Here is a 17,391-nt window from a genome sequence, read left to right as displayed (position 1 = left end):
TCACTCAGGGCTGCAAACATCAAATCCCCCCGTTCTGTTCCGTATCCTGTGCCCGCCCAGCCTTGCGGAGTTCACTGGAGAGCAGTTCGAGCACGCTGCGTACACTCTCCTTACGGATTTCCGCCCGGTCGCCGTTCAACCTCAATGCGAGGGTTTTGTTCGACCCCGCGGGGCCAACGGCCGAAACGTATACCGTGCCGACCGGCTTTCCGTCCTGTGGTTCGGGGCCCGCGACCCCCGTCGTCGCGATGCCCCAGCTCGCGCCGAGCGCCTCGCGCACCCCCGCCGCCATCTGCAGCGCGACGTCGGGATCGACCGCTCCGCGCTGGTCCAGAAGAGCCCCGTCCACGCCGAGGACGGTGTGCTTGAGTGCGGTGGCGTACGCCGTGACGGAGCCGCGGAAAGCGTGCGAGGCGCCGGGCACGGAGGTCAGTTCCGCGGCCACGAGGCCGCCCGTCAGGGACTCCGCGACCGCGAGCGTCTGCTCACGCTCCGTGAGCAGGCGCAGGACCCGCGCCGCTTCGCTCACGACCCCGGTCGCCCGTCGGCGCGTTGCGCGGCGAGCCCCTGACGCCTCAGCACGATCGCCTGGCGCACGTAGTCGAGCCCCGTGACGACCGTGAGCACGACGGCGAGCGCCATGACCCAGAACCGCAGGGTCGCCAGCGGGCCGGTCAGGGCGAGGACGTACATGCCGGTCGCGGTGCCCTGGGCGAGGGTCTTGAGCTTGCCGCCGCGGCTGGCCGGAATCACTCCGTGCCGGATGACCCAGAAACGCATGAGCGTGATGCCCAGTTCCCGGAAGAGGATGACGCCGGTGACCCACCAGGGCAGGTCGCCGAGGAGGGAGAGGCAGATCAGCGCGGCACCCATGATCGCCTTGTCGGCGATGGGGTCGGCGATCTTCCCGAAGTCGGTGACCAGGTTGTACGTGCGTGCCAGATGGCCGTCGAAGATGTCTGTGATCATGGCGACGGCGAAGGCCGCCCAGGCCCAGGCCCGCATCCCCGGGTCGTATCCGCCGTCCGCGAGCAGCAGCATCACGAAGCCCGGCACGAGTACGAGCCGGATCATGGTGAGGATGTTGGCGATGTTCCAGAGGCTGGCCTGGTTGACGGCCGCAGCACCCAGCTTGCCGCCGGGCGCCGGCGCAGGGCCGGTACCGCCCGCCGTCGACGCCGGGACTCCGGTCATCTGCCCGCCTCCTCAACCCCGCCAAGCAACTCGACCACGAGGTCGACACCTTCGGTGGCTACCACCTTCGCCTCGACGATACGGCCGGGCGCAAGTCCCGCGCGCTCGGTGAAGATCACTTGGCCGTCGGTCTCGGGGGCCTGGTGCTCGGCGCGGCCGATCGCGCCGTCCTCGTCGTCGATGCTCTCGACCAGGACGCGCACGGTGTCGCCGATGCGCTCCTCGGCGCGCTGCGCGGTGAGTTCCTCGGCGAGGCGCGACAGGTGGGCCAGGCGTGCGGCGATGGTGTCGTCGTCGAGCTTGTTGTCGTAGCCGAGCGCTTCGGTGCCCTCTTCGTCGGAGTAGCCGAAGACGCCGATGGCGTCGAGGCGGGCCGCGGTGAGGAAGCGTTCCAGCTCCTTGAAGTCCTCCTCGGTCTCTCCGGGGAAGCCGACGATGAAGTTGGAGCGCACACCGGCGGTGGGGGCCTTGGCGCGGATGGTGTCGAGCAGTTCGAGGAAGCGCTCGGTGTCACCGAAGCGGCGCATGGCGCGCAGCACGGCGGGCGCGGAGTGCTGGAAGGAGAGGTCGAAGTACGGCACGACCTTGTCGGTCGAGGTGAGGACGTCGATGAGGCCGGGCCGCATCTCGGCGGGCTGGAGGTAGCTGACCCGGACCCGTTCGATGCCGTCGACGGCGGCGAGTTCGGGGAGCAGGGTTTCCAGGAGTCGGATGTCGCCGAGATCCTTGCCGTAGGAGGTGTTGTTCTCGGAGACGAGCATGACCTCCTTGACGCCCTGTTCGGCGAGCCAGCGAGTCTCGCCGAGGACGTCGCTGGGGCGGCGCGAGATGAACGAGCCGCGGAAGGAGGGGATCGCGCAGAACGAGCAGCGGCGGTCGCAGCCGGAGGCCAGCTTCACGGAGGCGACGGGGCTGGTGTCGAGCCGGCGGCGCAGCGGCGCGCGGGGCCCGGAGGCGGGCGCGAGGCCTTCGGGGAGGTCCTCGGGCGGGGTGTCCTGGGCGTGCCCGGGCAGCGCCACGTCGGGGGCGCTCTGGCGCTCGGTGGGGCTGATGGGAAGCAGCTTGCGCCGGTCGCGGGGGGTGTGCGAGGCGTGGATGCCGCCGTTGAGGATGGTCTGGAGGCGGTCGGAGATGTCGGCGTAGTCGTCGAAGCCGAGGACGCCGTCGGCTTCGGGGAGCGCCTCGGCGAGGTCCTTGCCGTACCGCTCGGCCATGCAGCCGACCGCGACGACGGCCTGGGTCCTGCCGTGGTCCTTCAGGTCGTTGGCTTCGAGGAGGGCGTCGACGGAGTCCTTCTTGGCGGCTTCGACGAATCCACAGGTGTTGACGACGGCGACGTCCGCGTCCGATGCGTCCTCGACGAGCTCCCAGCCGTCCGCTGCCAAGCGGCCTGCGAGCTCCTCCGAGTCCACCTCGTTACGGGCGCAGCCAAGAGTGACAAGGGCGACGGTGCGGCGTTCGGGCATGGACTCAAGACTACTTTGTCCTGGCCCACGCCCCCGCCGCGAGGGTCGTGGGCCCGGGGATCATCCGACCTGGGGGTCGCCCTTGGTGTAGCTGAGGCGTTCGACCTGGCCGTCGTCGAACTTGCTCTCGATCTTCTTGCCGTTGACGTAGAGCTCGATCGCCCCGGCGTTTCCGAGGATCAGGTCGACCTTCTCGGCGTCCTGGAACGTCTGGGCGTCGCCCTTCTGGAGCAGGCCGTCGAAGAGCATCTTGCCGTTGTGGTCCTTGGCCGAGATCCAGCTCTTGTCGTTGACCGCGGTGACCTTGACGGTGACCTTGTCGGCGGGGACGGCCGCGATCGCACTGTCGGAGGGGGTCGGGGTGGGGGTGGGGACGGCGGGCTTGGACGGGGTGGGGCTGGCCGCCTGCTTGCTGGGCTTCTGCTGGGCGGGGCCTTCGGCGACCGAGGAGTGGCTCTTGCCCTTGTCGTTGCCGCTGAACATGGTGAAACCGACAAAGCCGACGACCACCACGATCGCGGCGACCATGGCGGCGGTCCAGTTGGGGCGCCTGGGCTCGGGGCGGATCCGCTCCGCGTCGAACAGAGGCGCGGCGGGCGTGGGCGCGGGGCGGCCGCCGTGATCGTCGTCGTACTGGGCGACCAGCGGGGCGGGGTCGAGGCCGACGGCCTGGGCGAACGTGCGGATGTGGCCGCGGGCGTACACGTCGCCGCCGCAGCGCGAGAAGTCGTCCTCTTCGATCGCGTGCACGATGGGGATGCGCACCCGGGTGGAGGAGCTGACCTCGTCGACCGTCAGGCCGGCGGCGATGCGGGCCTGCTGGAGTGCGCGACCGATCGACGGCCCGTCGTTTGCGATCGCCGGCCCGTCGTCTTCGATCGAAGGCCGGTCGTCTTCGGGAGAGTTGCCGATGGACACGGGGGCGCCTTTCGAGCGTGAGCCACCTGCTGGGTGTTCAGTCTAGGGGGGGTAGGAAAGCGTGGGGCAACCGGGAGCGCGGACTTTGTACGCCATCGGTATGGCCGGTGCCCCTGACGGCGGGGCGGCGACCACATGTGCTTCCACGTCTTCCTCAACTTGACGTACGGCCAGGGGAAACGGTTGCCCTGTCATCCCGTACGAGTGCTGTTTGGGCCGGTCGGCCGTCGGCCGACCGGGTCGCCGCGTACCGGCCCGGCCGGTAGGCGGTGCCCCGGGTCTTCGCCGGGATCGTCGCCGCACACACTCAGGGAGCCTCCCCCCGGATCACGGCGAGCACGCCATCGAGTTCGTCCGGCTTGACCAGAACATCGCGGGCCTTGGAGCCCTCGCTGGGGCCGACGATGGAGCGCGACTCCATCAGGTCCATCAGCCGGCCGGCCTTGGCGAAGCCGACGCGCAGCTTGCGCTGGAGCATCGAGGTGGAGCCGAACTGCGTGGACACCACAAGTTCGGCGGCCTGGCACAGCAGGTCCAGGTCGTCGCCGATCTCCTCGTCGATCTCCTTCTTCTGCTTGGTGCCGACCGTGACGTCGTCGCGGAAGACGGGCGCCATCTGGTCCTTGCAGTGCTGGACGACGGCCTGGATCTCGTCCTCGGTGACGAAGGCGCCCTGGAGCCGGGTCGGCTTGTTCGCGCCCATCGGCAGGAAGAGCCCGTCGCCCTTGCCGATGAGCTTCTCGGCGCCGGGCTGGTCGAGGATGACCCGGCTGTCGGCGAGCGAGGACGTCGCGAAGGCGAGGCGTGAGGGGACGTTCGCCTTGATCAGGCCGGTGACGACGTCGACGGACGGCCGCTGGGTGGCGAGCACCAGGTGGATGCCGGCGGCGCGGGCCAGCTGGGTGATGCGGACGATCGCGTCCTCCACGTCGCGCGGCGCGACCATCATCAGGTCGGCGAGCTCGTCGACGATCACCAGGAGGTACGGATACGGGGTGAGCTCGCGTTCGCTGCCCTCGGGCAGCTTCACCTTGCCGCTGCGGATGGCCGCGTTGAAGTCGTCGATGTGGCGGAACCCGAACGCGGCGAGGTCGTCGTAGCGCAGGTCCATTTCGCGCACGACCCACTGGAGCGCCTCCGCGGCCCGTTTGGGGTTGGTGATGATCGGCGTGATGAGGTGCGGGATGCCCTCGTACGCCGTCAGCTCCACCCGCTTGGGGTCGACGAGCACCATGCGGACGTCCTCGGGGGTGGCCCGCACCATCACCGAGGTGATGAGGCAGTTGATGCAGGAGGACTTTCCGGAGCCGGTGGCTCCGGCGACCAGGACGTGGGGCATCTTGGCGAGGTTCGCCATGACGTAGCCGCCCTCGACGTCCTTGCCGAGCGCCACCAGCATGGGGTGGTCGTCCTCGGCGGCGTCCGCGAGGCGCAGCACATCGCCGAGGTTGACCATTTCGCGGTCGGTGTTGGGGATCTCGATGCCGACGGCGGACTTGCCGGGGATCGGCGAGATGATCCGCACATCGGGGCTGGCGACGGCGTACGCGATGTTCTTGGCGAGCGCGGTGATCCGCTCGACCTTGACGGCCGGTCCGAGCTCGATCTCGTACCGCGTGACCGTCGGGCCGCGGGTGAAGCCGGTGACGTTGGCGTCGACCTTGAACTCCATGAAGACGTTCTGCAACGAGGCGACGACGGCGTCGTTGGCGGCGCTGCGGGTCTTGCCGGGGCCGCCCTTCTCCAGGAGGTCGAGCGAAGGCAGCGCATAGGTGATGTCACCGGCGAGCTGGAGCTGTTCGGCGCGCGGCGGCAGCGGCTCGGTGGTTTCGCGGGGCGCCTTCGTCAGGTCGGGTACGACGGGGGGCGCGCCCGGGGTGGCCTTCGGCGCGGCCGGGCTCGGCTTCCTCACCCCGGGCTGGGCGGCGCGTGCGGTCGGCAGCGGGGTGGCTTCCTGCTGCTCCTTGCCGCGGTCGCCGGTGACACCCTGGGTGAGGTCGGCGACGACGGGCGAGGGCGGCAGCCCGTTCATGACGGCGCCGTCGAGGGCGGCGGCCGCGGCGGCGGCCACGTCGACCGGGTCGAGCCCGTTCTCGAAGGCCGGCTGCACCGAGCCGCGCCGGGGCTTGCGGCGCCGCGTCAGCGCCTCTTCCTCGGCGCGCTCGGGGTCGTGCTCGAAGGCAGTGGCGGGGCGGCGCCGGGTGCGCGCGGCGGGTTCGGCTTCGCGCCACTCGTCGTCGTACAGCTCCTCGTCGGCGAGTTCACCGGGGAGCGGTTCGAGGATGCCGAGTTTGACGCCGAGCAGCCGCAGCCGTTGCGGGATGGCGTTGACCGGGGTCGCGGTGACCACGAGCAGGCCGAAGACGGTGAGCAGGACGAGCATCGGCACGGCGAGGACGTCACCGAGGGTGAATTCGAGGGGCTTGGAGGAGGCCCAGCCGATCAGGCCGCCGGCGTCCTGCATGGCGTCGGTGCCGGCGTCGCGGCCGGGCGAGCCGCACGCAATGTGGACCTGGCCGAGCACGCCGAGGGTGAGGGCGGACAGGCCGATGACGATGCGCCCGTTGGCCTCGGGCTTCTCGGGATAGAGGATGAGCCGGATCGCGATGGCGCCGAGCAGCAGCGGCACCACCACGTCGAGGCGGCCGAACGCGCCGGTCACCAGCATCTGCACGAGGTCGCCGACGGGGCCGCGCAGGTTGGACCAGGTGCCGGCGGCGACGATCAGGGCGATGCCGAGCAGGAGCAGGGCGACGCCGTCCTTGCGGTGGGCGGGGTCGAGTCCCTTGGCGCCGCGTCCTATGCCGCGGAACACCGCGCCGACGCCGTGGGCCGCGCCGAGCCAGACGGCGCGCACCAGCCGGTACAGGCCGCCGGTCGGTGACGGGGCGACCCTGGGGGCGGGCCTGGGGGCCGCCGCCTTCCTTGCGGGCGCCTTCTTGGCCGCGGTCTTCTTCGCGGGCGCTTTGGGGGCCGCGGCTTTCTTCGCGGGCGCGGCCTTCGCCGGGGTACGGCCGGTGCGCTTCGCGGTGCCCGCCGTGCCCTGGGAACCCTTGCCGGACGTACGTGAGGCCATGGTGCTGAGGTTACCTGGGTCGGCGGCGGTGGACACGTGTGCCTACGCCTTCACCCGTCCGTGTCGTACACCGCACGCCTGCTGACGCCGCGTCAACCGGACGCGGCGTCAGGCGGGGCCTTCAGTTCTGCGACGGCAGGGTGGGTGCGCCGCCGGTGCCGGGCTCCAGCGCGTCCAACGCCCGCCGCAGGCCGGTGAGCTTGCGCTCCAGGTGGGCGGCGGTGGCGACCGCCGCGGCGTCGGCGGATTCGTCGTCGAGCTGCTTGGAGAGCGCCTCGGCCTGTTCCTCAACTGCCGCGAGCCGTGCGGACAGTTCGGCCAGCAGACCCGCGGACTCCCTGGCCGCGCCGCCCTGGGTGCCGCCCTCCAACTGGAGCCGCAACAGCGCCGCCTGCTCGCGCAGCTGGCAGTTCTTCATGTACAGCTCGACGAAGACGGACACCTTGGCGCGCAGCACCCAGGGGTCGAACGGCTTCGAGATGTAGTCCACGGCGCCGGCCGCGTACCCCCGGAAGGTGTGGTGGGGGCCGTGGTTGATGGCCGTGAGAAAGATGATCGGGATGTCCCGCGTCCGTTCCCGCCGCTTGATGTGCGCCGCGGTCTCGAACCCGTCCATTCCGGGCATCTGGACATCCAGCAAGATGACCGCGAAATCGTCCGTAAGCAGCGCTTTGAGCGCTTCCTCCCCTGACGATGCCCGCACCAGTGTCTGATCGAGCGCAGAGAGGATGGCCTCCAGCGCCAGCAGATTCTCCGGCCGGTCATCGACCAGGAGGATCTTGGCCTTCTGCACCATGGCCCGCCCTCCTCGCCCCGGCAGTGCACCGGGCGCCGCCCCAGGGGACGACTCCCTTGCGTCGCCCGTCCTTGTGCCGGTCATGGTAGCCGCACCCCGCCTGTCGCCACACCCTGTCACCGCGATGTCACTGTGCACGTAGCAGAAACGTAGTGGGAGACCAGAAGGTTCCCCGAATACCGCCCTCCCACACGCCTTCGGCCACCGTCAGTCAGCACCGGCCGGGTCCGGCGCCCGGCCGGCGATCGTTTCCCCGACCGGTCGGCGATCACTTCTCACCCGGCCGGTGATCATTTCCTGACCCCGTCCGCGGTCGCTTCCCCGCCCCGGCCGGTGATCACTTTCCTCGCATCCACTGCTCCATCACGGAGAGCAGGTGATCGGGGTCGACGGGCTTGGTCACGTAGTCGGAGGCGCCCGACTCGATGGCCTTCTCGCGGTCCCCCTTCATCGCCTTCGCGGTGAGCGCGACGATCGGCAGACCGGCGAACTGCGGCATGCGGCGGATCGCCGACGTCGTGGCGTAGCCGTCCATCTCCGGCATCATGATGTCCATCAGGACCACCGCGGTGTCCTCGTGCTGTTCGAGGACCTCGATGCCCTCCCGGCCGTTCTCCGCGTACAGCACCGAGAGGCCGTGCTGTTCGAGGACGCTGGTGAGCGCGAAGACGTTGCGTACGTCGTCGTCGACGATGAGGACCTTCTCGCCCGTGAAGTGGAAGCTCCGCGCGGGTGCCCGCTCCGGTTCGGCCGGCGCCCAGTCCTCGTCGGCGGCGCTCTGCTGCCCCTGCGGGGCGGCTTCCTGGCGTCCGGCCGCTTCGAGCGCCTTGCGGCGCCTGCGGAACAGACCCGCCGCGCCGGGCTGCGCGGCCTCGGAGGCGCCGCACTGCCCGCCGTTGTGGCGCGTGACGTCCACGTGGCCCGCCGCATCGAGGGGGAGCCCCGTGGCGCCCTCCATGGAGCCGGCGGCGAGCTGCGGGTAGCCCTGCGGCGGCAACTCGCTGAGGTGCAGCGGAAGATAGAGCGTGAAGGTGGAGCCGCGGCCCGGCTCGCTCGCCGCGTGGATCTCGCCGCCGAGCAGCCGCGCGATCTCGCGGCTGATGGACAGGCCGAGGCCCGTGCCGCCGTACTTGCGGCTGGTGGTGCCGTCCGCCTGCTTGAACGCCTCGAAGATGACCCGCATCTTGCCGGCCGCGATGCCGATGCCGGTGTCGGTGACGGAGAACGCGATGAGACCCGCGTCCGCGTCGCGCAGCGAGCCCGCCTCCAGGAGCTGCTCGCGGATGGCGTGCGGGACATCGGTGCCGGCCGGGCGGATCACCAGCTCGACGGCGCCGGAGTCGGTGAACTTCACCGCGTTGGACAGCAGGTTGCGCAACACCTGGAGCAGGCGCTGCTCGTCGGTGTGGAGCGTGGCGGGCAGCTCGGGTGAGACCCGTACCGAGAAGTCGAGGCCCTTCTCCGCGGTCAGCGGGCGGAAGGTGGCCTCCACGTAGTCGACGAGCTGGACCAGGGCGATCCGGGTCGGCGACACGTCCATCTTGCCGGCCTCGACCTTGGACAGGTCGAGGATGTCGTTGATCAGCTGGAGCAGGTCGGAGCCGGCCCCGTGGATCGTTTCGGCGAACTCGACCTGCTTGGGCGAGAGGTTGCCCTCCGCGTTGTCGGCGAGCAACTTGGCGAGGATGAGAAGGGAGTTGAGCGGGGTGCGCAGTTCGTGTGACATGTTCGCGAGGAACTCGGACTTGTAGCGCATGGAGACGGCGAGCTGCTCGGCGCGCTCCTCCAGGACCTGCCGGGCCTCCTCGATCTCGGTGTTCTTCACCTCGATGTCACGGTTCTGCTGGGCGAGCAGCTCGGCCTTCTCCTCCAGTTCGGCGTTGGAGGCCTGGAGCGCGCTCTGCCGGTTCTCCAACTCCGCGGACCGCTCGCGCAGTTGCTCGGTGAGTTCCTGCGACTGCTTGAGCAGCACCTCGGTCTTGGAGTTGACGGAGATGGTGTTGACGCTGGTCGCGATCATCTCGGCGATCTGGTTGAGGAAGTCCTTCTGGATGTGCGTGAACGGCTGGAAGGAGGCCAGTTCGATCACGCCGAGGACCTTGCCCTCGAAGAGCACCGGCAGCACGATCACATGGGCGGGCGGCGCCTCGCCGAGACCGGAGGAGATCCGCAGATAGCCCGGCGGCACGTTCTCCACCAGGATGGTCCGCTTCTCCTCGGCGGCCGTGCCGATGAGGGTCTCGCCGGGTCGGAACGAGGTCGGCATCGAGCCCGCCGAGTATCCGTAACTCCCGCGCATCCGCAGCTCGTACGAGGCGTCACGGTCCGCGCCGACCTCGGTGGCGCCGCCCGTGGGCATGGCCAGGAAGAACGCGCCGTGCTGCGCCGAGACGACCGGCGTCAGTTCGGTCATGATCAGCGAGGCGACGTCGTCGAGGTCGCGGCGGCCCTGCATGAGGCCGGAGATGCGGGCCAGGTTGCCCTTGAGCCAGTCCTGCTCCTTGTTGGCGACGGTGGTGTCGCGCAGGTTGGCGATCATCGTGTTGATGTTGTCCTGGAGGGCCTGGATCTCGCCCGCCGCGTCCACGTCGATCTTCAGGTTGAGGTCGCCGCGGGTCACCGCGGTGGCGACGGCCGCGATCGCGCGGACCTGACGGGTCAGGTTGCCGGCCATCTCGTTCACCGATTCGGTGAGGTCGCGCCAGGTGCCGTCCACGTCCCGTACGCGGGCGTGGCCGCCCAACTGGCCCTCGGTGCCCACCTCGCGGGCGACCCGGGTGACTTCCTGACCGAACGAGGAGAGCTGGTCGACCATCGTGTTGATGGTGTTCTTCAGCTCCTGGATCTCGCCCCGCGCATCGATGTCGATCTTCTTGGTGAGGTCGCCCTGCGCGATGGCGGTGGTGACGGTGGCGATCTGACGGACCTGGCCGGTGAGGTTGTCGGCCATGGAGTTCACCGACTCGGTGAGGTCCTTCCAGGTGCCCGAGACGCCGGGCACACGGGCCTGTCCGCCCAGGATGCCGTCGGTGCCCACCTCACGGGCCACCTTGGTGACCTGCTCGGCGAAGGAGGAAAGCGTCGTCACCATGGTGTTGACGGTGTCGGCGAGTTCGGCGACCTCGCCGCGTGCCTCGACCGTCACCTTCTTGGTGAGGTCGCCGTTGGCGACGGCCGCCGAGACGCGGGAGATGTTGCGGACCTGGGTCGTCAGGTTGGCGGCCATCAGGTTGACGTTGTCGCTGAGGTCCTTCCAGATGCCGGTGACGCCGCGCACCCGGGCCTGACCGCCCAGGATGCCTTCGGTGCCGACCTCACGGGCGACGCGGGTGACCTCGTCGGCGAAGTTGGAGAGCTGGTCGACCATCGTGTTGACGGTCGTGACCAGCTCCAGGATCTCGCCCTTGGAGTCGACGGTGATCTTCTTGGAGAGGTCGCCCTCGGCGACCGCCGTCGTCACCTCGGCGATGTTGCGCACCTGGGACGTCAGGTTGTTGGCCATGAAGTTGACGGACTGGGTGAGGTCCTTCCAGGTGCCCGAGACGCCCTGCACCTCGGCCTGCCCGCCCAGAATGCCCTCGGTGCCCACCTCACGCGCCACCCGGGTGACCTGCTCGGCGAAGTTGGAGAGCTGGTCGACCATCGTGTTGAGCGTGTTCTTGAGCTCCAGGATCTCGCCGCGGGCGTCCACGTCGATCTTCTGCGAGAGGTCACCGCGGGCCACCGCCGTGGCGACCTGGGCGATGTTGCGCACCTGCGCCGTGAGGTTGCCGGCCATGCCGTTCACGGAGTCCGTCAGGTCGCGCCACACACCGGCGACGCCGGGCACCTGGGCCTGACCGCCGAGCCGCCCGTCGGTGCCCACCTCGCGGGCGACGCGGGTGACCTGCTCGGCGAAGGCGGAGAGCTGGTCGACCATCGTGTTGATGGTGTTCTTCAGCTCCAGCATCTCGCCGCGGGCGTCCACGTCGATCTTCTGGGAGAGGTCACCGCGGGCCACCGCCGTGGTCACCTGCGCGATCTGGCGTACCTGTGAGGTCAGGTTGCCCGCCATGAAGTTGACGGAGTCGGTGAGCTCCTTCCAGGTGCCGGAGACGCCGTCGACGCGGGCCTGTCCGCCGAGGCGGCCCTCGGTGCCCACGTCGCGCGCCATCCGCGTAACCTGGTCGGCGAAGCTGGAGAGCTGCGCCACCATCGTGTTGACGGTGTTCTTCAGCTCCAGCATCTCGCCGGCCACATCCACGGTGACCTTCTGGGACAGGTCACCATTGGCGACCGCCGTCGTCACCTGCGCGATGTCGCGCACCTGACCGGTGAGGTTGCGGAAGGCGGTGTTGACGGAGTCCGTCAGGTCCTTCCAGGTGCCGGCCGCGCCGGGCACCTCGGCCTGGCCGCCGAGCCGTCCCTCGATGCCGACCTCGCGGGCCACGCGGGTCACCTCGGAACCGAACGACTGGAGCTGGTCGACCATCGTGTTGACGGTGTTCTTCAGCTCCAGCATCTCGCCGGCCACATCGACGGTGACCTTCTGCGTCATGTCACCGCTGGCGACCGCCGTCGTCACCTGCGCGATGTCGCGCACCTGGGTTGTCAGGTTACGGAAGACCGTGTTGACGGAGTCCGTGAGGTCCTTCCACGTGCCGGCCGCGCCGGGCACCTGCGCCTGCCCGCCGAGCAGCCCCTCGGCGCCGACCTCGTTGGCGACGCGGGTGACCTCGTCGGCGAACGTACGCAGTGTCTCGGTCATCTGGTTGATGGTCTCGGCGAGCTGCGCGACCTCGCCGCGCGCGTTGACCGTGACCTTCTGCGAGAGGTCGCCGCTGGCCACCGCCGTGGTCACCTGGGCGATCCCGCGCACCTGGGCGGTCAGGTTGGTCGCCATCACGTTGACGGAGTCGGTGAGGTCCTTCCACACCCCGGCCACGCCCGGCACCTGCGCCTGCCCGCCGAGCTCGCCCTCGGTGCCGACCTCGCGGGCCACGCGGGTCACCTCCGAGGAGAAGGAGGACAGCTGGTCGACCATCGTGTTGACGGTGTTCTTCAGCTGGAGCATCTCGCCGGCCACGTGCACGGTGACCTTGCGTGAGAGATCACCCTTGGCGACGGCCGTCGTGACGAGAGCAATGTCACGTACCTGAGCCGTCAGCCGGTACGCCATCGTGTTGACGGAATCCGTCAGATCCTTCCAGGAACCGGACATTCCGCGCACCTGGGCCTGACCGCCGAGTTTGCCCTCCGTACCGACTTCGAGGGCGACCCGGGTCACCTCGTCGGTGAAGGCGGAGAGCTGGTCGACCAGGTTGTTGACGGTCCGCCCGACCTTGAGGAACTCCCCGCGCAGCGGGCGCTCGGCGCCGTCGCTGCCGTGCGACCGCAGATCCATCCGCTGTTCCAGGTCACCTTCGGCCACCGCCGAGAGCACCCGGCCGACCTCGGAGACCGGGCGCGCGAGATCGTCCACGAGCGCGTTGGAGGCGTCGATCGCGGCCGCCCAGGATCCCTCACAGGCGCCGTTCTCCAGGCGTTCGGTCAGCTTGCCCTCGCGCCCCACCATCCTGCGCACCCGGGCGATCTCGCCGGTCAGGTGCAGGTTGCGGTCCGCGACCTCGTTGAACACGGCGGCGATCTCCGCCATCACCCCGTCGCCGGAGACCGTCAGGCGCTTGCGGAAGTTTCCGTCCCGCATCGACGCGAGCGCCGTGAGGAGACGCTGCAGCGCAGCCGTGTCCACCTCGGTCGTGCCGCCACTCCCCCGCTGCTTGTTCCGGGCCTGTTGAGTCCGGGGCTGATCGTCCTTCGCGCGCGTGCTTACGCCGCGCGCCGCTGCGCCAGACTCCACCGTGTCCCTCCCGCAAGGGTTGACCGCACTGCCCGGGCTGTCTCCGGAAACATGCCCAGTGTTTCACCATGGCCGAACCAGGCCATAACAGTTCGGCAGCTTCGCATATCCGTCCCCGCCCACGGAGGGCGGAAACACTGGTGACCGGCATCCGCTCGGACCGCGAAGGTAAGTAACCTGGCTCCCGGCTGTCCAGCCGCCCCGGTCCGCCCGGCAAGAGGGCGGTTCGTACCCTTTGCCGGACATGGCAGGGGAAAGGCGGCGCAAAGGACGACCGCGGGACACCGGAGGGGGCGGGCCGACATGGGACTGTTGATTCCCGGAGGGCACGTTCCGGAGCCCCGGCAAGGAAATCCGGGCGTCGAGACGCGTACGAGGAGTTCTGTGATCACCGCGCGGGCGGCAGCCAGCTTCGACCCTGTCGGGCGGTCGGTCGCGACCGCCCGCGCCTTCGTCCGGGACACCCTCCAGGGCTGGGGGTACGCGGACGTCGTGGACGACGCCGTGGTCCTCACCAGCGAGCTCGTCACCAACGCGGTGGTCCACGCCGGCACCAAGGCGGACGTCCTGTGTCTGCGCTCCGGGGACGGCGTCCGCGTGGAGGTGGCCGACCGCTACCCCGAACGTGAGGTTCCGCTCCTCGGCTCCCCCACCGACATCGCGAGCCCCGACCGCGAGAACGGCCGCGGCCTGCTGCTCTGCGCGGCCCTCGCCTCCCGCTGGGGCGTCGAGTACACGCCGACGAGAAAGAACGTCTGGTTCCAACTCGACCTGCCCAACCGGCCGGTGGGCACCCGCTCGGCCGGCCCCGCCCTGCCCATCGCGCTCCTGCCCGTGACCGACGGACGGGTCCGCGTCGCGGTCGTGCAGATCGATCGCGCCGGCGCCGTCCGCGCCTGGAACGAGGACGCCGAGGAACTCTTCGGCTACCCCGCCGAACAGGTCACCGGCAAGGCGCTCACCGACTTCGCGGCCTGGCCGCACACCCCCGGCACCTCCACCGGCATCGTCGAAGCCCTCCAACTCTCGCGCTGGGAAGGCACATACGGGATAAGGGGCGCCGACGGCCGCGTAGTCCCCGTGTACGCCTCGCACTTGAGGGTCCGCGACACCGAGGGCGAACCCTCCACGGTCTGCCTCCTCGTCCGCGACGACGAGCGCGCGGTGCTCCAGACGCCCACCCGCCAGCCCGTCACCGAATCCGCAGCGCTGGGCGAGAACCGCAGCGTTGACCCCTTCGAGGTCTTCATCGGCTCCCCCGCCCCCGACGACCTCGACGGTCTGCTCCAGCGCACCGTCGAGCGCGCCCGCGACATGCTCGACGGCGACTCCGCCTTCCTGCTGCTCGCCACCGACGACGAGACCGAGCTGGAAGTCCGCGCCACGACCGGACTCCCCTCCGCCCGCCAGCGGTTCGCCCGCGTCCCCGTCGAGGCCGGCACCGGCCGGTACGGATCGGCGCGGATGCCAGCCGTCCACGAGGACCTCGCGGCCGTGCCCGGCGCCGTTCCGCTCCTCGAAAGCACCGGCATGCGCTCGGTCGTCACCGTGCCCCTGAAGGTCGAGGGACGCCTGACAGGATCGCTCGGCGTCGCCGCCGAATCCCCCGGCCGCTACTCCAACGAGGAGGCCCTGCGCCTCCAGTTCGCCGCCGACCGCATCGCCCTCGCCGTCGAATCGGCCCGCCTGGGCGAGCTGGAGCGCCTGCGCAGAGGGTCGCTGAGCTTCCTCGTCGAAGCCTCCGACCTCCTCGCCGGCACCCTGGACCGCGATCAGACGCTCGCCCTCATGGCCCAGATGACCGTGCCCACCCTGGCCACCTGGTGCGCCGTCTACACGATCGCCGACCAGTCATCGGACCCGTACCTCTCCTATGTCCTGCACGAGGACGAGGAGCGCATCGACGGCCTCAAGGCACTCCTGTCCAAGATCAGCCCGCCGGAGCCGGTCCCCACTCCGGGCGCCCGCGTGTGGACCGCGCCCGGCGAGGCCGCTCACCAGGCAGCGCTGCGCGTCTCGATGCGCGACTTCGGCCGCTCCGGCACCCCGCACACCGGCGGCGGCCTCGGCTCCACCTTGTCGACGGCGGCCGCGGTCGGCGGCGAGACCGTCGTCCTGCCCCTGGTCGCCCGCAACCGCGTCATCGGCATGCTGACCCTGGGCAAGCCGTCCGACGACCACTTCCGTCAGGAAATCCTCGAACTCGCCGAAGACCTCTCCCGCCGGGCCGCCCTCGCCCTGGACAACGCCCGCCTGTACTCCGAGCGCATGGCCATCAGCCGCTCGCTCCAGCGCTCCCTGTTGCCGCCCGGCCTGCCGCAGATCCCCGGCGTCGAGGTCGAGGTGATCTACCGCGCGGCCGGCGAGGGCAATGAGGTGGGCGGCGACTTCTACGACCTCTTCCCCATCCGTGACGGTGCGTACGGCTTCGCCATCGGCGACGTCTGCGGTACGGGCCCGGAGGCCGCCGCGGTCACCGGCCTCGCCCGGCACGCGCTGCGCCTGCTCGCCCGCGAGGGCTTCGGCGGCCCCGCCGTCCTGGAACGCCTCAACGCGGCGATCCTCGACGAGGGCGCCCGCAGCCGCTTCCTGACGCTCCTGTACGGGGAGTTGTGGCCCCAGGAGGACGGCAGCGCCATCCTGAAGGTCGTCTGCGCGGGCCATCCCCTTCCGCTGCGCCTGCGCCAGGACGGTACGGTCGAACCGGCCGCCGAACCGCAGCCCCTGCTCGGCGTCATGGAGGACCTGGAGTTGTACGAGCAGACCATCACCCTCGACCCCGGCGACGTCCTGCTCTGTGTGACGGACGGCATCACCGAACGCCGTGAGGGCACACGCATGCTGGGCGACGACGGCCTCACCGATGTCCTCGCCACGTGTACGGGCCTGACGGCGGGCGCGGTCGCGGCACGCGTACTGCGCGCGGTCGAACGCTTCGCCGCCGAACCGGCGTCGGACGACATGGCGATCCTGACGATGCGCATCCCGGAAGAAGCCAAGCGATAACCCGGGGAGGGGCCCCAGCGGGTACACGAAAGGCCCCGCCCAATGGGCGGGGCCTTTCGATGTTCTGAGCCCCCATGCGGAATCGAACCGCAGACCTTCTCCTTACCATGGAGACGCTCTACCGACTGAGCTATAGGGGCCGGTTGTTGTTTCGGGGTTTCCCCCTCACCAACGAGATAAAGCATACCCCGAATCAGACGGTGTTCCGAACCACGGTCACCGGTTCCGGCTAGGCGGGTTGCAGCAGCCCACCCAACGCGTTGCAGACGGATACCAACCGCCGCAATTCCGCCGGGGACAGCGCGTCGAGCGAGGGCAGCGCGAGCGTTTCGTCCGCCGCCCGCTCAGTCGCGGCAAGCACCCACTCGTCCCGCCGGAACTCCCGCATTCGGTGTACGGGAATGGGCACCGGCACGTCGCATGCGACCCCGCGCCTGCGCAACAGCCGCGCGAACGCGTCCCGGTCGGGCCGGCCATTGCCGGGCACCCGCACCACGTAACGCTGATAGAGGTGGCCGTCCGCCGGCGCGGGCGTTGCCACCCCGACGAGCCGTCGGTCCAAGTACCGGGCGCGCTCGCGCCGTTGGGCCACATCACCGCCGAGGCCCTCGCTGTCCTCCTCCTCGAGGAGCAACACACCGTGTGCTGCGGTGAGTTCGGCGAACGAGGCAGTATCGGCCGGGTACCCGAACCGGCGTACGAGTACGACGGCCGCGGTCCTGGATGTGATCGCCCGGCCCGCGGTGTCCGGGGACAGACAGTAGGTCAGCGGGTCTATGTCGGCGAAGACCGGAGTCGCTCCGGCAGCCACGACGGCCCGGGCCAACTCGCCGCTGTCGTAGGCCGGCACGACCACTTCGTCGCCGCTCACGACCCCGGCAGATGTGAGCGCTCCCGTCATCCTCATGACAGGAGATCGTTCTCCTGTCACATGAACGCCAGGTGAGCGGGCATAAAAAAACGCTGGCCCCCGAACCGAAGTTCAGGGACCAGCGTTGAAGATTTGTTCGGCGGCGTCCTACTCTCCCACAGGGTCCCCCCTGCAGTACCATCGGCGCTGAAAGGCTTAGCTTCCGGGTTCGGAATGTAACCGGGC

Annotated in this window: 9 protein-coding genes, 1 tRNA gene and 1 rRNA gene; 1 reads left to right on the top strand and 10 read right to left on the bottom strand. The window is 69.9% G+C overall.

Annotated features, from left to right (window positions below; all coding sequences use genetic code 11):
- Nucleotides 1-19 precede the first annotated feature (19 nt).
- From AB0D31_RS16575 to AB0D31_RS16545, 7 genes are all read right to left on the bottom strand, one after another.
- Nucleotides 20-529, bottom strand: a complete 510-nt coding sequence (locus AB0D31_RS16575) for a CinA family protein (RefSeq protein ID WP_362722898.1) — start codon at nucleotides 527-529, stop codon at nucleotides 20-22.
- The gene (pgsA, locus tag AB0D31_RS16570) at nucleotides 526-1,194 is read right to left on the bottom strand and encodes a CDP-diacylglycerol--glycerol-3-phosphate 3-phosphatidyltransferase (protein WP_362722896.1); all 669 of its coding nucleotides are present in this window, start codon (nucleotides 1,192-1,194) and stop codon (nucleotides 526-528) included. The genes AB0D31_RS16575 and pgsA overlap by 4 nt, the downstream gene beginning before the upstream one ends.
- Nucleotides 1,191-2,660 carry a 30S ribosomal protein S12 methylthiotransferase RimO gene (gene rimO / locus AB0D31_RS16565; protein WP_362722893.1) on the bottom strand — a complete coding sequence of 490 codons (1,470 nt, stop codon included), beginning with the start codon at nucleotides 2,658-2,660 and terminating at the stop codon, nucleotides 1,191-1,193. The genes pgsA and rimO overlap by 4 nt, the downstream gene beginning before the upstream one ends.
- A 60-nt stretch (nucleotides 2,661-2,720) precedes the next feature.
- A complete protein-coding gene (locus AB0D31_RS16560; RefSeq protein WP_362723059.1) occupies nucleotides 2,721-3,539 on the bottom strand; it encodes a RodZ domain-containing protein in 819 nt (272 codons plus the stop codon).
- 346 nt (nucleotides 3,540-3,885) lie between these two features.
- Nucleotides 3,886-6,654 carry a DNA translocase FtsK gene (locus AB0D31_RS16555; protein WP_362722890.1) on the bottom strand — a complete coding sequence of 923 codons (2,769 nt, stop codon included), beginning with the start codon at nucleotides 6,652-6,654 and terminating at the stop codon, nucleotides 3,886-3,888.
- 121 nt (nucleotides 6,655-6,775) lie between these two features.
- The gene (locus AB0D31_RS16550) at nucleotides 6,776-7,450 is read right to left on the bottom strand and encodes a response regulator (protein ID WP_362722888.1); all 675 of its coding nucleotides are present in this window, start codon (nucleotides 7,448-7,450) and stop codon (nucleotides 6,776-6,778) included.
- 337 nt (nucleotides 7,451-7,787) lie between these two features.
- Nucleotides 7,788-13,289 carry a HAMP domain-containing protein gene (locus AB0D31_RS16545; RefSeq protein WP_362722885.1) on the bottom strand — a complete coding sequence of 1,834 codons (5,502 nt, stop codon included), beginning with the start codon at nucleotides 13,287-13,289 and terminating at the stop codon, nucleotides 7,788-7,790.
- Between the two features lie 303 nt (nucleotides 13,290-13,592).
- Between AB0D31_RS16545 and AB0D31_RS16540 the strand changes: the two genes are divergently transcribed.
- Complete coding sequence (locus AB0D31_RS16540; protein WP_362722882.1) at nucleotides 13,593-16,295, top strand: SpoIIE family protein phosphatase; 2,703 nt, start codon at nucleotides 13,593-13,595, stop codon at nucleotides 16,293-16,295.
- A 67-nt stretch (nucleotides 16,296-16,362) separates the two neighbouring features.
- Here the strand turns inward: AB0D31_RS16540 and AB0D31_RS16535 are convergent.
- From AB0D31_RS16535 to rrf, 3 genes are all read right to left on the bottom strand, one after another.
- Nucleotides 16,363-16,435, bottom strand: a tRNA-Thr gene (locus tag AB0D31_RS16535).
- 89 nt (nucleotides 16,436-16,524) lie between these two features.
- Nucleotides 16,525-17,202, bottom strand: a complete 678-nt coding sequence (locus tag AB0D31_RS16530; protein ID WP_362722880.1) for a DegT/DnrJ/EryC1/StrS family aminotransferase — start codon at nucleotides 17,200-17,202, stop codon at nucleotides 16,525-16,527.
- A 98-nt stretch (nucleotides 17,203-17,300) separates the two neighbouring features.
- Nucleotides 17,301-17,391: ribosomal RNA gene (rrf, locus tag AB0D31_RS16525) — 5S ribosomal RNA — on the bottom strand; the annotation flags it as partial.

Origin of the sequence: Streptomyces sp. NPDC048361, from assembly GCF_040651795.1 — a bacterium.
Taxonomy (GTDB): domain Bacteria; phylum Actinomycetota; class Actinomycetes; order Streptomycetales; family Streptomycetaceae; genus Streptomyces.
Note: the sequence above shows the minus strand (reverse complement) of the source record. Positions and strands in the feature narration are given on the sequence as shown.

Coding starts and splice junctions, on each gene's coding strand:
- AB0D31_RS16550 (WP_362722888.1), bottom strand. CDS start 7,450: ATGGTGCAGAAGGCCAAGATCCTCCTGGTCGATGACCGGCCGGAGAAT.
- pgsA (WP_362722896.1), bottom strand. CDS start 1,194: ATGACCGGAGTCCCGGCGTCGACGGCGGGCGGTACCGGCCCTGCGCCG.
- AB0D31_RS16540 (WP_362722882.1), top strand. CDS start 13,593: ATGGGACTGTTGATTCCCGGAGGGCACGTTCCGGAGCCCCGGCAAGGA.
- AB0D31_RS16555 (WP_362722890.1), bottom strand. CDS start 6,654: ATGGCCTCACGTACGTCCGGCAAGGGTTCCCAGGGCACGGCGGGCACC.
- rimO (WP_362722893.1), bottom strand. CDS start 2,660: ATGCCCGAACGCCGCACCGTCGCCCTTGTCACTCTTGGCTGCGCCCGT.
- AB0D31_RS16530 (WP_362722880.1), bottom strand. CDS start 17,202: ATGAGGATGACGGGAGCGCTCACATCTGCCGGGGTCGTGAGCGGCGAC.